This window comes from Janthinobacterium sp. LPB2021202312-11-4, assembly GCF_037049705.1.
In the GTDB taxonomy this organism is placed as follows: Bacteria; Pseudomonadota; Gammaproteobacteria; order Pseudomonadales; family Pseudomonadaceae; genus Aquipseudomonas.
Genome location: NZ_JBAGKV010000019.1, coordinates 91193 through 109251, shown reverse-complemented (window position 1 = coordinate 109251; position 18059 = coordinate 91193). Strand labels below are relative to the sequence as shown.

The following is an 18059-nucleotide window of genomic DNA, read 5'->3' as shown; positions in this document are numbered from 1 at the left end:
GGAGAACCCCATGACCAGCAAAACCAAAAACCTCCCCGCCCAACTGACATTGCCCGCACCGAAGCGCCTGAACACCGCATGGAAACTGCGCCTCAAGGGTCTGGCCCTGCCAGTGCTGATCATCCTGGTGCTGGAATTCGTCGTACGCATCGGCTGGCTACCGTCCTACCAGATGCCCGCCCCCAGCGAAGTGGCCCTGACCCTGCGCGACCTCGCCGAAGGCGCGTTGTGGAAACACATCAGCGCCAGCCTGCTACGAGTGCTGCTGGGCTTTGCCATCGGCGCGACCTGGCCCTGATGTTTGCCGCGTGGGTCGGTTTGAGCCGGGAAGCCGAGGCCTATCTGGAGCCGACCTTCGCCGGCCTGCGCTCGATCCCGAGCCTGGCCTGGGTGCCGCTGTTGCTGTTGTGGCTGGGCATCGACGAGACCTCGAAAATCGTCCTGATCGCCATCGGCGCGTTCTTCCCGGTGTACCTCAACGGCGTCGCGGCGATCCGCGACATCGACCGCAAACTGGTGGAAGTCGGGCAAATGTACGGCTTCAGCCGGGCGCGCCTGGTCCGGCGAATCCTGCTGCCCGCCGCCCTGCCCGGCCTGTTCACCGGACTGCGCAGCGGCATGAGCCTGGCCTGGATGTTTCTGGTGGCCGCCGAGCTGATCGCCGCGACCAAAGGCTTGGGCTATCTGCTCAGCGACGGTCGTGAAACCTCACGCCCGGACATCGTGCTCGCCGCGATCATCGTGCTGGCGGTGCTGGGCAAACTCAGCGACGGCATTCTCGCCAGCCTGGAGCAACGCTTCCTGGCCTGGCGCGACACCTTCAACGGCCAAAGCGCAGAGGATTGAGCCATGACCGAACACCTGCTGGACATTCGCGTGGCGCGCAAAACCTTCGCCACCACCACCGTACTCCACAACATCCACCTGCAATTGCAGCCTCGGGAAACCGTCAGTCTGCTGGGCCCCAGTGGTTGCGGAAAAAGCACCTTGCTGCGGATCGTTGCCGGCCTGGAAAAGGATTTTGAGGGCGCGTTGCACAATAACGCCGCGCAAGTGGCGTTTGTGTTCCAGGAGCCGCGCCTGATGCCTTGGCTGACGGTGGAACAAAACATCGGTTTCAGCGACGACGGCCACTATGACAAGGCCTGGGTCGCGCAACTGATCGAAGAAGTCGGCCTCGGCGGTTTTCCCCAGGCGCTGCCCAAAGCCTTGTCCGGCGGCATGGCGCAACGGGTGGCGATAGCTCGGGGTTTGTATTCACGCCCGCAAGTGCTGTTGCTGGACGAACCGTTCAGCGCGGTGGACGCCTTTACCCGGATGAAACTCCAGGACCTGTTGCTGCAACTGGCCGAGCGCCACGCCATCGCCCTGCTGCTGGTGACCCACGATGTCGACGAAGCGCTGTACCTCAGCGACCGGGTGCTGGTGATGGACAATCGGCCCAGCAGCATTCGCCAGGAGCTGGCGGTGGACCTGGCCCACCCGCGGGATCGCCGCGATCCATTGCTCGCACAGCTCAAGGTCCTGTCATTGACCGAGTTGCAAAGAGCCCATGTCATCTAGGCAATCAGCGCTCTGGATGAACTGCCCTGAAGTTCATTCAGAGCGCGTTGAGAACCCTTACAAAAAAACTTGCCTAAACAATCAGGAATTTCAAACGTTACAGTAAGTGTTTCATGGGCGAGACACTTATATAAATGCGGCCGTTTGACGCATAACCGCTGGTCTGAGATTTCAGTCGTCATACATACATTTAACAAGACTACGGATAGCATGCGCGCCGCATTTCCAGAAGCATTGCCCAGTTGACCAAAGAGTCAACAACCCAAGGAAATCCCTACAACTTTTACATATCTTGCAGAGAAATAAGTTGCGCAACGATTTTGCAATCCATCAAGTCGATGGGCTGGCGTGTGTCTATCTTTCGATGACAGAACACTTGCAACTCGACTGCTTTATCGGCAATTACATAAAGACTCGAAACCTGCGCTCGGTGGCTGATATCAGCAACGTTTTACGCGCGACCTTGCAAAACTATCCGGGCAAACCGCCGGTGATGGTGAATGAACTTAACGCCTGGATCGACAAGACGCTCGGCTACCGAGCGGCCCATCCCGACTTTCCAACGCTGGAAGATGCCTAAGTCAGCGCTCTGGGGGCACTTCAGCAAAAGAACTGAACGAACCCGCCATCCACACACTCTATAACCACGAGGCCGACTTGGCCTCTTGAGTTTTCAGCCGCCCCTATTTCTGCATGATGCTTGCACCGCAGATCTCTCTGAGTTCCCTGTTCAACGTCTGAGCCTATGCCTTGTCTGGCTTCGGGAGGAATACATGAGCGAACTAATTCCTTATGCCGTGCATTACCTGCTCGACGGGGTGCGACAGCATTTTTTCAAACTGTCGGAGGGGTTTTCAGAAGTGGAAGCCATTCATTGGGCCTCAGCGCATGCCTATCCCGAATCCCGGCATGCGATTGTTTTATATGCAAATCTTGATACCGCGCGCGATAACGCTCAGCAATTGGGTATTACGCAAATACGCTGGAATGAAGCTATTTAACAGATCAAATGATCGCAGCCTTCGGCAGCGCCTACAAAGGCGCGTATACACCTGTAGGAGCTGCCGAAGGCTGCGATCTTTTGACCTTTAAGGTCTAAGCGGAATCTCTATATCCCTATCTGACAGTTCTTTACCATCGTCCGGATGCTTCCAGTCCGGCGTCGAACGCCGCTGACGCTCGATCTCTTCCTCGCTGGGTTCATCGGTGTCTTCATCCAGGTCCGGCTGTTTGGGTTCAATTGCCATGTCCACCTCTCTTCCTGAAGGGAATCCGTTATCCCCTTAAGCGTAGAACAGATTCCCCGGCCCGACTCAAAGCCACCAGCGCAGCAGAAAGAAGAACCCCATGCTCAACAACATGCTGAGCAACGTATTACGGGTGTACAGCACCAGCCCCACCGCCACCAGCGAACTCAGCAGGTAAGGATTGTCCCACTGCAGGTTCAGTTGTTTGTCCGGCATAAACACAATCGGCCCGCAGATCGCGGTCAACATCCCCGGCACCGCAAACCCGAGAAACTGCCGCGCATTGCTGCTCAACCGCACCGGCAGTCGCGGTTCGAGAAACACGTAGCGGTTCAAAAACACCAACACGCCCATGCCGATAATCACGGCCCAAACCATCATGTGCGCCCCGAATAAAGTTTGTTGCAGATAAACCCGGCGGTCATGCCCGCCAGCCCCGACAACACCAGGGCCGAGCCCCATTGCCAATAGCTGAACAGCACCGAACAGAACAGCGACACCGCCACACACACCACCGTCGGCACGTTGCGCACCACCGGAGTGATCAGGGCGATGAAGGTCGCGGCGATGGAGAAATCCAGGCCCAAGTGTTCAAGCCCCGGAATGCTGCTGCCGAGCACGATGCCGGCCAGGGTAAAGAGGTTCCAGGCGACGTAGAACGTCAGCCCCACGCCCAGTGCATACCAGCGATTGAACTGCTGCTTGTCATGTTGACTGGTCAGGGCGAACAACTCGTCGGTGAGCAAAAAGCCCAACCCGACCCGCCAGCGGCCCGGCAGCGGTGAAATCACCGAGCGCATGCTCATCCCGTACAGCAAATGCTGGGAGGTCAGCAGCAGCTTGGTCAACAGGATTGAAAAGACCCCGGCCCCGCCCTTGAGCATGCCGATGGCCACCAGTTGCGCGGCCCCGGCAAACACAATGCTCGACAACCCCTGACCTTGCAGCGGCGTGAGATTGGCCTCGATGGCCATGGAGCCGGCCAGCAGCCCCCAGGGCGCGGTGGCCAAGGACAACGGCATGATCGCCGCCGCGCCTCGCAGAAAGGCACTGCGCGGCATGAGTGAGTTCGACATAACGCTCTACAACCAGGGAAAGACCATCGACTGTGCCATCCGTCGTCGCCGAAGGCTTGAACAATCTTGCGCACTTTCCCGCCCTGCACGCCGCGATGCCTTTCATCGGCTGCCCGCTTGATTCGTGGTGACAGTATCAACATGATGGCCCAGCACTTCTCCACGAGGCCGGCCCTTATGAGTTCCGTCGACACCGACAGCGATGTCTACAAAACCCTGCTTGAGTCGACCAAGGCGATTCCTTGGCGGATCGACTGGAAAACCATGACCTTCAGCTACATCGGCCCGCAGATCGAACAGTTGCTGGGCTGGAAGCAGGACAGTTGGCTGTCGGTCAATGACTGGGTCGAGCGCATGCACCCGGATGACCGCGACTATGTCGTGGACTTCTGCGTTTCACAGTCGCGCGCCGGGGTCGACCACGAGGCCGACTATCGAGCGCTGACTGAAAGCGGCGACTACGTGTGGATTCGCGATGTGGTGCACGTGGTCCGCAAGGACGGCGAAGTGGAGGCGCTGGTGGGTTTCATGTTCGACATCAGCGAGCGCAAGAAAACCGAAGAACACTTGGTTCGCCTGCAAAAACAGCTTGAAGAATATTCATTCCAGGACGGCCTCACCGGCATCGCCAACCGACGCATGTTCGACACGGTGCTGGAGCGTGAATGGAGCAACGCCCAGCGCACCGGGCTGCCGCTGTCCTTGCTGATTCTGGATATCGATTACTTCAAGCAGTACAACGATCACTACGGGCACCTTCAGGGTGACGAATGCCTGCGGCGCGTGGCGCAGACCTTGTCCCTGGCCGCCAACCGGCCGAGGGATTTCATCGCCCGGATCGGCGGCGAAGAGTTCATCTGGCTGCTGCCGGAAACCGATGCCGAGTCGGCCGGACTGGTGGCGCGCAAATGCCTGCACTTGATTCGCCAGCAGCACATCCCCCATGAATGTTCGGCGGTTTCAGCGTTGATCACCCTAAGTCTGGGAGTGGGCACCACCGTGGTACATCTGGGGGATAGCGCACTGAACTTCGTCGAACAGGTAGACAAACTGCTGTACCTGGCAAAGCACAATGGACGGATGCGCGCCGAGTTCGCCGATTTTCGGGATTAAAAAGCCTGATTGACAAACACGTCCGCGCCTTTTAAAACTGAGCGCCTCATTCAGGGTGTAACGCAATATGTCCGCAACCTTCAACTTCAACACTGTCGTCATTGGCTTGAATGCCAAGGCGCAAGGTTGCGTTGCGCACGCCCTCAAATCGAAGAAACAGTCGCTCATGTGACCGGGGCGCGCTGTCCCGTCAGATGAGCTGACAGGACATTGAGCGCGACGGGCACCCTTCCCTTGCTTACTTCCTTCTACGCTTCTGACGGTGACGAAATCGGTCAACCTTCAGGAGCACGTACATGTCATCGTTTCAAGGTATCTGGGTCCCCATCGTCACGCCTTTTCACAACGGCGCCATCGATTTTGTCGGGTTGCGGCGGCTGGTCAGCCATCTGCTGGAAAGCGGCGTGGATGGCATCGTGGTCTGCGGCACCACCGGGGAAGCGGCGGCGCTGGGCAAACATGAACAATTGGCGGTACTCGATGCGGTGCTTGAGCAAGTGCCGGCGAACCGCGTCGTCATGGGCCTGGCCGGCAATAACCTGACCGAGCTGTTGCAGTTCCAGAGCGAAATCCTCAAACGCCCCCTGGCCGGCCTGCTGGTGCCGCCGCCGTATTACATCCGTCCGTCCCAGGCGGGCCTTGAAGCTTTTTTCAATACCGTCGCCGATGCCTCCAGCGTCCCGATCATTCTCTACGACATCCCTTACCGAACCGGTGTGGCGTTCGAGCAGGCGACCTTGCTAAACATCACCGCCCATGAGCGGATCGTGGCAATCAAGGACTGCGGCGGCAACCACGCCACAACCCTGGCGCTGTTGGCCAGTGGCAAGGTCGACGTGCTGTGCGGTGAAGACCCGCAAATCTTCAATGCCTTGTGCCTGGGCGCCACCGGTGCGATTGCCGCGTCGGCTCATGTGCATCCAGAGCTGTTCGTGGCGCTGTACCAACAACTGCGCGACCACCAACTCGTCGCCGGCCGAACGACATTCTTTCAATTGCTGCCGCTGATCCAGAGCCTGTTTGTCGAACCCAACCCAGCCCCCGTCAAAACCGCCCTGGCCCTGCAAGGCCTGATCGGCGATGAACTGCGCGCCCCCATGCAACGCAGCGGCGAAAGCACCGTGCGGCGCCTGAAAGACGTGCTGGCGGCGTTGAATCGATAGAGCCCGGACCACCAGCCCGAGTAACATGCAGCGATTCACTTGAAGAGTCAGGGAGTCGACATGCTTTACCGAATCGCCGCCGACGGGCTGGTGCTGTTTCACCTATCGTTCATTTTGTTCGTGCTGTTCGGCGGGCTGCTGGTGCTCAAATGGCGCCACCTGATCTGGTGGCACGTCCCCGCCGCCACATGGGGCGTGATCGTCGAAGTCTTTCACCTGACCTGCCCGCTGACGTACTGGGAAAACCTGATGCGCGAGGCCGCCGGGCAAACGGCGTATGGCGGAGGTTTCATCGAGCATTACGTGTTGCCGGTGATTTACCCGGCCGGGCTGACGCCGACGATTCAGTTGGGCCTGGGCAGCGTGGTGCTGGCGGTGAACCTGGCGGTTTACGTTCGGTTGATTCGGTTGTGGCGTTTGCGCCGGGCGGCCTGAAAAACGTAAAAGATCGCAGCCTTCGGCAGCTCCTGCAGGCGTACCCCGTAGGAGCTGCCGAAGGCTGCGATCTTTTGATCTTCGAGGATCAGAAATGCTATCGATTGAAGACCTGACCCTGCTGCAAGCCATCCGCGAAACCGGCAGCCTGTCCCGCGCCGCCGCCCATTTGGGCAAAGCACCCTCGACCGTGTCCTACGCCGCGCGACAACTGGAAGAACGCTTCGATGCCCTGCTGTTCGACCGCCGTCGCTACCGTTTGCAACTCACCGCGGCCGGCGAGTTGCTGGTCAACGAAGCCGCGCGGCTGATGCAGGACGTCTCCCGGCTGACCCAACGGGTGCAACAAGTCGCCAGCGGTTGGGAGAGCCGATTGTGGATCGTCACTGATGAACTGCTGGAGTTCGAGACCTTGATCCCGGTGATCCACGAGTTCGACGCGCTGGAATCCGGCGTGCCGCTGCGCATCACTCAGGAAGTGCTCAAAGGGGTCTGGGAAGCCCTGCGTGAAGGACGCGCCGACCTGATCATCGGCGCCACCAACGAACCACCAGCCATCCCGTCATTGCGCTGGATGCAACTGGGGGAAATGGAGTGGGTGTTCGCTGTTTCGCCCAAACACCCATTGGCCAAGGCCAAAGAACCGATTTCCCGGGCCCTGGTGACGCAACACCGGGCGATTGTCGTGGCCGACTCCTCCAGAGCCACTGAAGGCAGCACGTATGGCGTTTCCGGCGGACAACCGATGCTCGCCGTGCCAACCATGCGCAGCAAAATCCTCGCCCAATGCGACGGTTTGGGCGTCGGCTGGCTGCCCCGGCATCGCGTCGGCGCCTTACTGAAGAACGGCACGCTGGTGGAAAAACAGATGGCCGACCCACGCGAACCGAACATCCTCTACGCCGGCTGGCGTGGCGACCATGACGGTCGCGCCCTCGGCTGGTGGCTGGAAAAACTCAAGCAAACCTGGCTCGCGACCCGACTCGTCCAGGGCAATGACCGCTTTGTCTGAATTCAGTTGGCAATGACGCTCATGTTCCGGCCACTGGCCTTGGCGACGTACAACGCCTTGTCCGCCGCGCCGATCAAGTCGTCCGCCGTCGCTTGCGACGCCGGGTCGTAAGCGCAAACCCCCAGGCTGACGGTGATCGTACCTTCCGCGCTTTCGCTGTGCTTGATGCCGGCCATCTGAACCGCGCGGCGGATTTTTTCCGCCACCAGGAAGGCGCCGACATAGTCAGTACCCGGCAGCACCACCGCAAACTCTTCGCCGCCATAACGCGCCGCCAGATCGCCTGGGCGCTTGATGTTGTCCTTGATGATGGCGCTGACATTGCGCAAACACTCGTCACCGGCCAGATGCCCATAGTGATCGTTGAACAGCTTGAAGAAATCGACATCGATCATCAGCAGTGCCAGACCGGTCTGGCTGCGTCGGGAGCGGCCCATTTCCGCCACCATGAACAGGTCAAACTGACGCCGGTTGGACAGCCCCGTCAACGCGTCCTCCAGCGCCAGCAATTCCAGGCTGCGATTGACCTCGATAAGTTTTTCCTGGGCCCCCAGCAACTCGCTTTGAATGTGATTCTGCTGATTCATGACGCGAATCAGCCGATAACCGAGCGCGCCAAGAAACGTCAGCAGCAACGCCACGATCACCGCACTGTTCATGGCCTCGTCGCGCCAGCCGGCCAGGACTTCTTCCTTGTTCAGTGCCGCGAAAACGATCAGCGGATAACCCTCGACCCGGCGAAACCCCACCACCCGCTCGACGCCGTCAATCACCGACCTGACGGTAGCCGTGCCGAAATTGCCGATGGGCAGCAACTGGGTAAACAGCGGCCCCTTGGCGACGCTGCTGCCGATGTCAGACTCGTTAAACGGACGACGCACCACAATCGTGGCGTTGTTGGCGATCAGGTTGATCACGCCGTTATTGCCCATGTCGATGCTGTCGTACAGTTCAAGGAAATGGTTGAGATAGATCGTTGCCAGCGCCACACCGGCAAAACTGCCGTCGGGATGATTGATCCGGCGTGAAACGGTCATGATCCATTCGCTGGTCGAACGGCTTTTTATTGACGGGCCAATATGCGGGCCACGGTCAGTGTGATCACGATGGAAGATGAAATATTCACGGTCGGCGTTGTTCGCGTCCGGCACGGACGCACCGTTGGAATTGGCGATCCAGCGACCGTTTTCGTCGTAAATGAACAATCCGTGGAGCTGGGACAATTCGCTGCGCTGGGCGCTGAGCAAACGTTGCAGGCGCGGGATTTGTGCCGGGCCCATGCCATCGGTTTCGAGGCGATCCACCAGGGTAAACAACAGCGTATCGGCCTGTTTGATCGAAGCCTGTGCCTGGGAAGCGAGGGTTTGTGCGAGGTTGGACATCGCCACTTCTTTGTCATGCAAGTGGTACTGACGCGAGTTCCAGCCTTCCCAGATCGCGATGGCTGTCATCGACAGGCACACCGCAACCAGCAAAACCACGGCATAACGAACTTTGAGCTTGGCCTCAACCTGCTCGGCCAGCAGCGTCGCCGTGGGCTGAAGGTTTTCAAACCGGGCTTTAACGGATGGGTGTCCCATGACGCTCCCTGAATCCTGTTGAAGAAGCGATACTTCCTGATCGCGTCTTTGACCAATCGACCGCGTAACTATGCCTGATCATCGAGCAGATTAGGCCAGGCTTTAGCGCGGCATCTGCTTCACGGCCTCAAGCCACGCCGGATTCAATCGCGTTTGTTCGGTATCGAGGCCCAACGCGTCCATACGCGCCTTGTGTTGATCCATTTCCCGGGTCAACTGGCTGTGATCGCTGGAGTTGCCATCCAGTTCATGCATCTGGTTCAACCCCAAGTGATAGAAACGCAACAACTTCATGGCGTTCGGGTCGTCCTTCTCCACCGCCGCCGTCACCTGGTGCATGACGTTGGTAACACGCATCAGGCTGCGTTTGAGCCGCCAGCCATACACCGCCGGGGCCATCCATTCCTGACTCCAGAACTTGCCGCGCATCAGCGCCGCCATCAGCAACACCGCGATAAACACGCCGCCGACGTTAAAGCGCAGGTTGTCGCCGCCCGGTTCGCCGAACAACGCGACCGCCGTGGTCGACAGCAGCATGGCCAGCGCCAGGAAAATCAGGGCAATGATCACCGTGCTGCGCCGGGTCTGGCGTCGAAAGGTTTCGGCATTCATCGGCTGGATTTCGAACATTTTGGAGGGGGTCCCTGCATCAATGGTAAAAGGCTCAGTGAGCGAAAAGCGTGCGCGCATTATCGCCTCTGTGGGGGATTTAGCTATGCTGGGGCTCCTTTTCATCTTTTCATCGTCAAAAGGAGAGCATGGCGAGACCCTGTAGTTCGTGCCATCTTCTTTCATGGATACATTTTATTCGGATGCCAATCGCTCCTCCTTTTATGAACGGCATCGTTTTAAGGATCATTGAATGTCCCAACGACAAGTAATCAACGCCTCGGTCAGCCCTAAAGGCAGCCTGGAAACCCTGTCCCAACGTGAAGTTCAGCAACTGAGCGAAGCCGGTTCCGGCAGCACCTACACTTTGTTCCGCCAGTGCGCCCTGGCCATCCTCAACACCGGCGCCCACGTTGATAACGCCAAGACCATCCTCGAAGCCTATAAAGACTTCGAAATCCGCATTCACCAGCAAGATCGCGGCGTGCGCCTCGAACTGCTGAACGCCCCGGCTGACGCATTCGTCGACGGCGAAATGATCGCCAGCACCCGGGAAATGCTGTTCAGCGCCCTGCGCGACATCGTCTACACCGAAAACGAACTCGATGCCCAGCGCATCGACTTGAGCACCTCCCAGGGCATCAGCGACTACGTCTTCCACCTGCTGCGCAACGCCCGCACCCTGCGCCCCGGCGTTGAGCCGAAGATCGTCGTGTGCTGGGGTGGCCACTCGATCAACACCGAAGAATACAAATACACCAAGAAAGTCGGCCACGAACTGGGCCTGCGCAGCCTCGACATCTGCACCGGTTGCGGCCCCGGCGTGATGAAAGGCCCAATGAAAGGCGCGACCATTGCCCACGCCAAGCAACGCATCCACGGCGGCCGCTACCTGGGCCTGACCGAGCCGGGGATCATTGCCGCCGAAGCACCGAACCCGATCGTCAACGAACTGGTGATCCTGCCGGACATCGAAAAACGCCTGGAAGCGTTTGTGCGCGTCGGCCACGGCATCATCATCTTCCCGGGCGGCGCCGGTACCGCCGAGGAATTCCTGTACCTGCTCGGCATCCTGATGCACCCGGACAACGAAGGCCTGCCCTTCCCGGTCGTCCTCACCGGGCCGAAACACGCGGCGCCGTACCTTGAGCAACTGGACGCGTTCGTCGGCGCCACCCTGGGGGACGCCGCGAAACAGCACTACACGATCATCATCGACGACCCGGCGGAAGTGGCGCGGCACATGACCGCCGGCCTGAAAGAGGTCAAGCAGTTCCGCCGCGAGCGCAACGACGCGTTTCATTTCAACTGGCTGCTGAAGATCGACGAAGGCTTCCAGCGCCCCTTCGATCCGACCCATGAAAACATGGCCAGCCTGCAACTGAGCCGCCAATTGCCGCCCCACGAACTGGCCGCCAACCTGCGCCGGGCGTTCTCCGGCATCGTCGCCGGCAACGTCAAGGACAAGGGCATCCGCCTGATCGAAGAACACGGGCCGTACCAGATCCGTGGCGACGCGGCGGTGATGCAGCCGCTGGATCAACTGCTCAAGGCGTTCGTCGCCCAGCACCGGATGAAACTGCCGGGTGGCGCGGCTTATGTGCCGTGTTATCAAGTGGTTGCGTGACAATTCTTAAGTAAGTTGTAACGTGGAGAGCCGAAGCTATTGCTTCGGCTCACTGCCCTCTATGGAAAGAGAAATCCCATGCGCCAACGCAACGCCGCAAGACTCCTCGTGATCAACCCCGCCCATCAAGTGCTGCTCTTTCGCTTCCAGCACAAGGGCGATGCCCTTGACGGTCGAGATTACTGGGCAACGCCTGGGGGTGGCGTGGAGGACGGTGAAACTTTCGAAGCGGCGGCCATTCGCGAGCTGCGGGAGGAAACCGGCTTGCGAGTCGACACCGTGGGCGATTGCGTGAGTGAACGGCATTTTTCGATGATGTTGCCCAGTGGCGAAACGGTCTTGTCCGTGGAGCACTATTTCGTGGTTCACACCGCCAGTGAGCAACTGTCCCGTGAGGGCTGGACTATCGATGAAGCGCGGGTGATGACCGAGCACAAGTGGTGGTCGGTGACCGAACTGCAAGCCACTGCCGAAACGTTCTGGCCAGAGAAGCTCATCGACATGCTGCAAAACGCGTAATCCCCTTCACCAGCAAAAGATCGCAGCCTTCGGCAACTCCTACGTTTTGGAATGCGTATTCCCGCAGGAGCTGTCGAAGGCTGCGATCTTTTGACTTTTCGCCGCCGCATGGGAACGATCCTGCGCGGTATTACCGATGATCAGCGTCGATAACGGCGTTGGCAAACGCCCTGGGATCTTCCTGCGGCGGGATGCGGCCAAAGCGCCGCGACGGTGTCTGCCGAGCGCGCGCCCATGGCTGAAAGCGCTGCCCTTAAGCCCTGATCTGACACATAAGCCCCGACAATTCCCGGGACAGTCCTGGCACCTTCGTACTAAGCTTTGCGCTTCACCTCATCAAGGATGATTCATGAAACGCTTCGTCGGCTGCCTGTTGTCCCTCCTGTCGTTGAGCGCCGTCGCGGCCGATCTGCGGATGCTCACCGATAACCATCCACCGCTGCATTTCCAGCAGGGCGGCGAATTGGTGGGGTTTGGCGTGGATGTGGTACGCGCACTGGCCGAACAAACCGGCGATCAGGTCCAGTTGCAACAGATCCCGCTGCTGCGAGCCCTGCGCGTTGCCAGCACCGAGCCCGACACGGCAGTGTTTACCGTGTTACGCACTGCCGAGCGGGACGCGCAGTACCAGTGGGTCGGGCCGTTGCTGGACGTGGAAACGGCGCTCTACGCCGCCACCGACAAGCAGCCACCGGTGCACAGCCTGACCCAGGCCGATAGCCTGGGGCGGATCGCCGTACCGCGCAAATGGCTGGCCTACGATTACCTGCAAAAGCAGGGGCTGAACAACCTGTACGGCGTGGAAACGCCTGAGCAGATGATGCGGCTGCTGCGCCTGGGACGCGCGGACTTCGTGGTCGCCGACACGCTGTCCTACGCCACGTTGGCCCGGGAGGAAGGGTTATCGCCCAGTCAATTGCACTACCAGATGTCGCTGATGAAGCAAGGCACCTACATCGCGTTTTCCCTGCAAACCGATGCTCATCAGGTCGCTCGCTGGCAACAGGCGCTGGACGCCATGAACCGCGACGGACGCCTGGCGCAACTCAAGCAGCGCTGGCTGGCGGACAACGCGCCACGCTGACCGGGGATCAATGCTCTTGATATCGACTATGCGCAAGGGTGTTTTTTCATCGCCGCGCCCCAGCACTAGAGTGGCCACATCTTCTTCCCCCACTCTGGAGCATCACCATGAAACGCATCATCGGTCTGACCTTTGCCCTGACAGTCCTCGGCGCCACCTCGGCCTTCGCCGCACCGCACGCCAGCGTCACCCAACCAGCAACCCTGAACGTCAACACCGTCGGTATCGACACCGAACATAAAGGCAGCGTGAACCTGCAACAGAACGCTGAACAAACCAAACTCTTCGTCGCGGAAAACCGCCCTGAGTTCGGTTCGAAGTATCAACGTATCGATTCGTAAGTTTGTGCCGTTTCAAACAACAAACCCCGGGGCACTCCGGGGTTTATTGTGTCTGATGCTTTAACCCGCCAACCGCGCCGCCAAGGCCTTGGCCTGGCTCGCCACATCCGTCACCGCCGTGCTTTCCCACCACATACCGCGCAACGGCGGCCCCATGGCAAATAACCGTTGGGCGACCTGCCCCTCGGCGTCCAGCACCGCGCCATCCGGCGCCGCCGCAATCCCCAACGCCAATGGCCCCGGCTGGATCAGGCCACGCCCCAGCAATTGCTGTGGCAACGGCCGCGCGACCCGCCGCCAGTCGTATTCGATGCCGCTGGAATTGATCAACGCCGCGCCGCTGACGATCACCGTTTCGGCTTCGCCACGACGCCGGATGCGGATGCGCACGTCACCGTTCAAGCCAGGCTCCAGCCCTTTGAATGATGCGGCGTGAATCCGCAACCGCCCTTCCCCGTGCAGCCTGTCCACCAACGCCGCACTCAACGGTGGCGAACGATGATGATGACTCTCCCACCACGGCCTGACATGCCGCACAAACTGACGGCGTTGCACGTCTGTCGCCTGACTCCACAACCGGCCGATATGCGCCCGCACCGTGTCGAGCGGCGATTGCCAGTCGATGCCTTGGGCGATGGCATCCTTGCAATGCTTACGCAGTTCACGCAGCAACTGACGCGGTGTGCGAATGCTGTGGTCCTCGGCCAGAAAATCCACCCAGGCCGGAGGCTGGCGTCTTACATGGGGCAACAACCCGTGACGGGAAAACACCTCGATCGGCCCGCGATGCCCGGCCTGCTCCAGCGACACCACCGCATCGACCATGGTCAGGCCCGAGCCGATGATCAGCACGGTGGCTTGCGGGTCGAGTTGCCGCATGGCGGTCACATCCCACGGATCAAGCGCTGCCGCGTTCAAGCCGCTGGATTCGGTCTGCGGCGTGCGCGCCGCAGGAAACATCCCGGTGGCCAACACCGCGAACGCACCTTGCACACATTGACCATCGCTCAAGGTCAGCGTTACCGAATCGACGTGAGTTTGCAGATCAACCACTTCGGCCCGCACATGCTCAACTGAAGAGCCATTTAACACGCCCACCGCTTGCGCCTCAGCCAAACGCTGCTGCACGTACAAGCCAAAAAATTCCCCTGGGCGGGAACAGCTCGCTGATCGGCACGTGCTGTTGGTCAGATTCGGGCCAGCCACCAGCGGCGATGTACGCGGTCAGCCATTGGGTCAGATCATCGGCGTTGTCCGGATCGACGCTCATCCGCGCCGCATTACCGTTCAGCGTATGGCCCAACTCGACCGCGCTGTAGGCCTCGCCCCGGCCCAGTTCGGCCCGGGGTTCGATTACCAGCAATTGGCGCTTGCCGGGCAACCGCAGCAACTGCGCCGCCAGCATCGCGCCGCTGAGGCCGCCGCCAATGATCAGGATGTCGGCGTGGCGGATGGCGTCGGTCGCCTGTCCGCTGGGGGTTTGATTCATGGCGTTCTCACGGTCAGTGTTTGCCTAAATAGAAGTCATGCAAGTCGCCCCGGGCCAACAGTTCTTCGGCGGTTCCGGACAACACCACGCGCCCGGTGTCGAGCACATACGCCTGGGACGCGTACTTGAGCGCCACATTAATGTTTTGCTCCGCGATCAGGAAGCTCACCTGCGCGTCGCGATTAAGCTGGGCGACGATCTCGAAAATCTCCTGGACGATAATAGGCGCCAAACCCATGGAAGGTTCATCGAGCAGTACCAAAGTAGGACGCGTCATCAATGCCCGCCCGATGGCAACCATCTGCTGTTCGCCCCCGGACGTCAGCCCGGCCTGAGTCTTGCGCTTGGTTTTCAGCCTTGGGAACCAGGCGTAGATCCGCTCCAGGTCCCGGGCCATGTCCTGACGACTCAAACGCCGGACAAACCCGCCGCTGCGCAGGTTGTCCTCCACCGTCAATTGCGGGAACACATGCCGGCCCTCCAGCACATGCACCATGCCCTGGCGCACCCGCACGCTCGGATCGACGCCGGCCAAATCACGCCCGAAAAACGCGATGCTGCCGCGACTGACCTCCGCCCGTTCGGCCCGCTCCAGCCCGGAAATCGCCTTGAGCGTGGTGCTTTTGCCGGCGCCGTTGGCACCCAGCAACGCAACGATGCCGCCCTTGGGCACCGTCAGCGACACCCCGGCCACGGCGAGGATCGCGCCGTCGTAGATCACTTCGATGTCGTTGACCTGCAACAGATCATTGGCAGCAATGTCGCTGGCGGCGTGGCTCATGGTTTATTCATCCCCGGTGCAGGTGCGTGGTGTCAGGCCTTTTTCCTTGGCGAACGCCGCGGACTTCTCGTCGATCAACGGCCGCAGCAACGCGCGATCCGCTGCAATCCAGTCGCTGATCAGCGTCCAGTTCGCGCCATCCCACTGCTGGACCCGCGCCGAACCGCCGCCCTCGTGGTCCTTGCACGACAGCTTGAGGTTCTGCATCAGCCCGAAATAGCCCATGTCCTTGAGCCGCGCGTCGTCGATGTTCAAGTGCTCCAGGCCCCAGCGCCCCTCCTCGCCATTCAACGGACGCTTGCCAAACTTGCCTTGGGCCGTGCGGATGGCTTCGACCATCACGGCGGCATTCACCAGCCCGGAGTTGTAGTAGACGCTGCCGAAATTCTTCAGGTCCTTGAGGTCGCTTTTGCCCTTGTCGAGGATGTACTGCTTGAGGCGTTTGTGGATCTCGAAATCGGTGCCTGCCGGGTATGGCGTCAGTGCCAGATAACCTTTGGCGGCGGCGCCGGCCGGCAATACGTCTTCGCTGGAACTGGCCCAGATGTCGCCGACGATATGGTCCACCGGAAAGCCGAAACGCGCGGCGGTCTTGACCGCCACTGGCGTCGACACGCCCCACGTGCGCAGGAACACCCAGTCCGGGTTGAGCTGACGAACCTGCCGCCATTGTGCGGACTGCTCGTTGCCCGGATCGGCCACCGGAATCTGGATGTTCTCGAAGCCGTACTTCTCGGCCAATAACTTCAGCGGACCGAGGGTTTCGCGGCCGTAAGCCGAGTCGTGATAGACCGTGGCGATTTTCTTGCCCTTGAGTTTGTCGAAGCCGCCCTCCCGTTGGGCGATGTAATTGATCAGGCTCGACGCCTCGCTGTAGAAGGTCAGCATCACCGGGAAGTTGTAGGGGAACACCGTGCCATCGGTGGCTTCGGTGCGGCCGTAACCGAGGGTGATCAACGGGATCTTGTCGACCTCGGCCCGTTCGCTCAGGGCATAGGCCGCCGGCGCGCCATTAGGGGAATAGATCGCCACCGGCGCGCCGTCCAGGCCTTTCTTGAAGCGCTCATAACACTCGATGCCCTTCTCCGCCGTCCACTCGGTTTCGCATTCCTGCCAAACCAGTTTCACCCCGTTGATCCCGCCTTCTACCTCGTTGATGTAGTTTAGGTAATCGAGCATCCCGGCCCACACCTGCACGCCGCTGGAGGCGTAAGCGCCAACCCGGTAGGTGGCCAACGGGAAAAATTGCTGGTCCGCCGAGGCCTGGACCATCGGCACCGCACTGCCGAAAACTGCCAGCGTCAACGCGGCGCCGGCCAACGAACGTTTCAAGGATGCACGCATGTTGTCTCTCTAATAGGTTGGGAATTCAGAAGCGCAGCGGCCAGTGACGCAGCCGTTCACGAAGGTTGCTCAGCAGGCGAATCAAGCCTTCCGGTTCCTTGATCAGGAACAGGATGATCAATACGCCAAAGATGATTTTTTGCAGGTTTTGCAATTGCCCGGCGTCCACCGAACCGCCGAACAAGGCTTGCCCGGCGTGGCTGAGCAGAATCGGCAGCAGGCTGATAAACGCCGCGCCGACGAAGTTGCCGGCGATGCTGCCCATGCCGCCGATAATGATGATGAACAGGATCTGGAACGAACGATTGATATCGAAGCTGCTGGCGCTTGCCGTGCCCAGATAGGCGAAGGCCCACAGCGCCCCGGCGATGCCGAGGTAGAACGAACTGACGGAGAACGCGAGGTATTTGTAACGCACCACCGGGATGCCGATCACGGCGGCGGCGGTGTCCATGTCGCGGATCGCCATCCAGTTGCGGCCGATCTGGCTTTTCACCAGGTTGACCGCGATCCAGGTCAATAGCAGCACCGTGGTCAGGGTCAGCAAATAGCGGCCGACGGGGGTGTTCAAGTCATGGCCGAACAGCGCCAGTTTCGGCGCGGAAATGGTCCCGGACGAGCCGTAGTTGTAGAACCAGGGGAATTTGACGAACAGCCATTCGAGGAAGAATTGCGCGGCCAACGTGGTGACCATCAGGTAAAAACCCTTGATCCGCGAACTCGGCAAGCCGAAGACAAAGCCCACCACCGCACTGATCAATCCGCCGCCCAGCAACGCCACCGGCAAACCCAGTTCGGGCAATCGCAGCAGAAAACCGTAAGTCGCAAAAGCACCGACTGCCATGAATCCGGCCGCTCCGACCGATGTCTGGCCGGTGTAACCGGTCAGCAGATTCAGCCCGAGCCCGGCCAGGGACAGCACCAGGAACGGAATCAGAATCGCGTTGAGCCAATAGTCATTGCCGGTCAGCGGTACGCCGATGAAGGCGATCAACAGTAAAACGCCAAGCCCAATGGGCACACGACGCTGGACCAGCACCGACGGCGCGGTTTCGCGGGTAAGGGAAATCGACATG

General features: G+C 60.0%; 21 protein-coding genes and 1 pseudogene. 12 read left to right on the top strand and 10 right to left on the bottom strand.

Features of this window, described 5'->3' with window-relative positions:
- The first annotated feature begins 10 nt into the window (after positions 1-10).
- The 4 genes and pseudogenes from V5E99_RS20365 to V5E99_RS20350 all read left to right on the top strand — a co-directional run bounded on the left by V5E99_RS20365 (position 11) and on the right by V5E99_RS20350 (position 2564).
- Positions 11-846: pseudogene (locus V5E99_RS20365) on the top strand (ABC transporter permease).
- Positions 847-849: 3 nt separating this feature from the next.
- A complete protein-coding gene (locus V5E99_RS20360) occupies positions 850-1563 on the top strand; it encodes an ABC transporter ATP-binding protein (RefSeq protein ID WP_499804046.1) in 714 nt (237 codons plus the stop codon).
- Positions 1564-1870: 307 nt separating this feature from the next.
- Positions 1871-2143 carry a hypothetical protein gene (locus V5E99_RS20355; protein WP_499804045.1) on the top strand — a complete coding sequence of 91 codons (273 nt, stop codon included), beginning with the start codon at positions 1871-1873 and terminating at the stop codon, positions 2141-2143.
- Positions 2144-2336: 193 nt separating this feature from the next.
- Entirely contained in the window at positions 2337-2564 is a 228-nt protein-coding gene (locus V5E99_RS20350; RefSeq protein ID WP_499804044.1) for a DUF6555 family protein, read from the top strand.
- 87 nt (positions 2565-2651) lie between these two features.
- Here V5E99_RS20350 and V5E99_RS20345 read toward each other — a convergent pair whose 3' ends face one another.
- The 3 genes from V5E99_RS20345 to V5E99_RS20335 all read right to left on the bottom strand — a co-directional run bounded on the left by V5E99_RS20345 (position 2652) and on the right by V5E99_RS20335 (position 3886).
- Positions 2652-2810: a hypothetical protein gene (locus V5E99_RS20345; RefSeq protein ID WP_499804043.1), complete on the bottom strand. Its 159-nt coding sequence runs from the start codon at positions 2808-2810 to the stop codon at positions 2652-2654.
- A gap of 66 nt (positions 2811-2876) precedes the next feature.
- A complete protein-coding gene (locus V5E99_RS20340) occupies positions 2877-3191 on the bottom strand; it encodes an AzlD domain-containing protein (RefSeq protein WP_499804042.1) in 315 nt (104 codons plus the stop codon).
- A complete protein-coding gene (locus V5E99_RS20335; protein ID WP_499804041.1) occupies positions 3188-3886 on the bottom strand; it encodes an AzlC family ABC transporter permease in 699 nt (232 codons plus the stop codon). The genes V5E99_RS20340 and V5E99_RS20335 overlap by 4 nt, the downstream gene beginning before the upstream one ends.
- Before the next feature lie 177 nt (positions 3887-4063).
- Here V5E99_RS20335 and V5E99_RS20330 point away from each other — a divergent pair, with 177 nt between their 5' ends.
- From V5E99_RS20330 to V5E99_RS20315, 4 genes are all read left to right on the top strand, one after another.
- Entirely contained in the window at positions 4064-4999 is a 936-nt protein-coding gene (locus V5E99_RS20330) for a diguanylate cyclase (protein ID WP_499804040.1), read from the top strand.
- A gap of 296 nt (positions 5000-5295) precedes the next feature.
- Entirely contained in the window at positions 5296-6162 is an 867-nt protein-coding gene (dapA, locus tag V5E99_RS20325; RefSeq protein ID WP_499804039.1) for a 4-hydroxy-tetrahydrodipicolinate synthase, read from the top strand.
- A 60-nt stretch (positions 6163-6222) separates the two neighbouring features.
- A complete protein-coding gene (locus V5E99_RS20320; RefSeq protein WP_499804037.1) occupies positions 6223-6597 on the top strand; it encodes a DUF2784 domain-containing protein in 375 nt (124 codons plus the stop codon).
- A gap of 94 nt (positions 6598-6691) precedes the next feature.
- Positions 6692-7609, top strand: a complete 918-nt coding sequence (locus V5E99_RS20315) for a LysR family transcriptional regulator (protein WP_499804036.1) — start codon at positions 6692-6694, stop codon at positions 7607-7609.
- Positions 7610-7611: 2 nt separating this feature from the next.
- On the opposite strand, the gene V5E99_RS20310 is transcribed toward V5E99_RS20315, so the two are convergent.
- Positions 7612-9189 carry a sensor domain-containing diguanylate cyclase gene (locus V5E99_RS20310; RefSeq protein WP_499804035.1) on the bottom strand — a complete coding sequence of 526 codons (1578 nt, stop codon included), beginning with the start codon at positions 9187-9189 and terminating at the stop codon, positions 7612-7614.
- A 102-nt stretch (positions 9190-9291) separates the two neighbouring features.
- Positions 9292-9819: a DUF3087 domain-containing protein gene (locus V5E99_RS20305; protein ID WP_499804034.1), complete on the bottom strand. Its 528-nt coding sequence runs from the start codon at positions 9817-9819 to the stop codon at positions 9292-9294.
- A 232-nt stretch (positions 9820-10051) separates the two neighbouring features.
- Here V5E99_RS20305 and ppnN point away from each other — a divergent pair, with 232 nt between their 5' ends.
- The 4 genes from ppnN to V5E99_RS20285 all read left to right on the top strand — a co-directional run bounded on the left by ppnN (position 10052) and on the right by V5E99_RS20285 (position 13369).
- Positions 10052-11425, top strand: a complete 1374-nt coding sequence (ppnN, locus tag V5E99_RS20300) for a nucleotide 5'-monophosphate nucleosidase PpnN (RefSeq protein ID WP_499804033.1) — start codon at positions 10052-10054, stop codon at positions 11423-11425.
- A 78-nt stretch (positions 11426-11503) separates the two neighbouring features.
- Complete coding sequence (locus tag V5E99_RS20295) at positions 11504-11944, top strand: NUDIX hydrolase (protein ID WP_499804032.1); 441 nt, start codon at positions 11504-11506, stop codon at positions 11942-11944.
- Between the two features lie 349 nt (positions 11945-12293).
- Positions 12294-13028 carry a substrate-binding periplasmic protein gene (locus tag V5E99_RS20290; RefSeq protein WP_499804031.1) on the top strand — a complete coding sequence of 245 codons (735 nt, stop codon included), beginning with the start codon at positions 12294-12296 and terminating at the stop codon, positions 13026-13028.
- Between the two features lie 107 nt (positions 13029-13135).
- Positions 13136-13369 carry a hypothetical protein gene (locus V5E99_RS20285; RefSeq protein ID WP_499804030.1) on the top strand — a complete coding sequence of 78 codons (234 nt, stop codon included), beginning with the start codon at positions 13136-13138 and terminating at the stop codon, positions 13367-13369.
- 60 nt (positions 13370-13429) lie between these two features.
- On the opposite strand, the gene V5E99_RS20280 is transcribed toward V5E99_RS20285, so the two are convergent.
- The 5 genes from V5E99_RS20280 to V5E99_RS20260 are packed head-to-tail and all read right to left on the bottom strand — an operon-like array spanning position 13430 to position 18058.
- A complete protein-coding gene (locus V5E99_RS20280) occupies positions 13430-14497 on the bottom strand; it encodes an FAD/NAD(P)-binding protein (RefSeq protein ID WP_499804072.1) in 1068 nt (355 codons plus the stop codon).
- Positions 14478-14858 (bottom strand): FAD/NAD(P)-binding protein, encoded by a 381-nt coding sequence (locus tag V5E99_RS20275; protein ID WP_499804029.1) that lies wholly within the window; start codon positions 14856-14858, stop codon positions 14478-14480. Before V5E99_RS20275 ends, V5E99_RS20280 begins: the two co-directional genes overlap by 20 nt.
- 13 nt (positions 14859-14871) lie before the next feature.
- Positions 14872-15639: an ABC transporter ATP-binding protein gene (locus V5E99_RS20270; RefSeq protein ID WP_499804028.1), complete on the bottom strand. Its 768-nt coding sequence runs from the start codon at positions 15637-15639 to the stop codon at positions 14872-14874.
- Between the two features lie 3 nt (positions 15640-15642).
- The gene (locus tag V5E99_RS20265) at positions 15643-16983 is read right to left on the bottom strand and encodes an ABC transporter substrate-binding protein (protein WP_499804027.1); all 1341 of its coding nucleotides are present in this window, start codon (positions 16981-16983) and stop codon (positions 15643-15645) included.
- 25 nt (positions 16984-17008) lie between these two features.
- A complete protein-coding gene (locus tag V5E99_RS20260; protein ID WP_499804026.1) occupies positions 17009-18058 on the bottom strand; it encodes a branched-chain amino acid ABC transporter permease in 1050 nt (349 codons plus the stop codon).
- Position 18059: the final 1 nt, after the last annotated feature.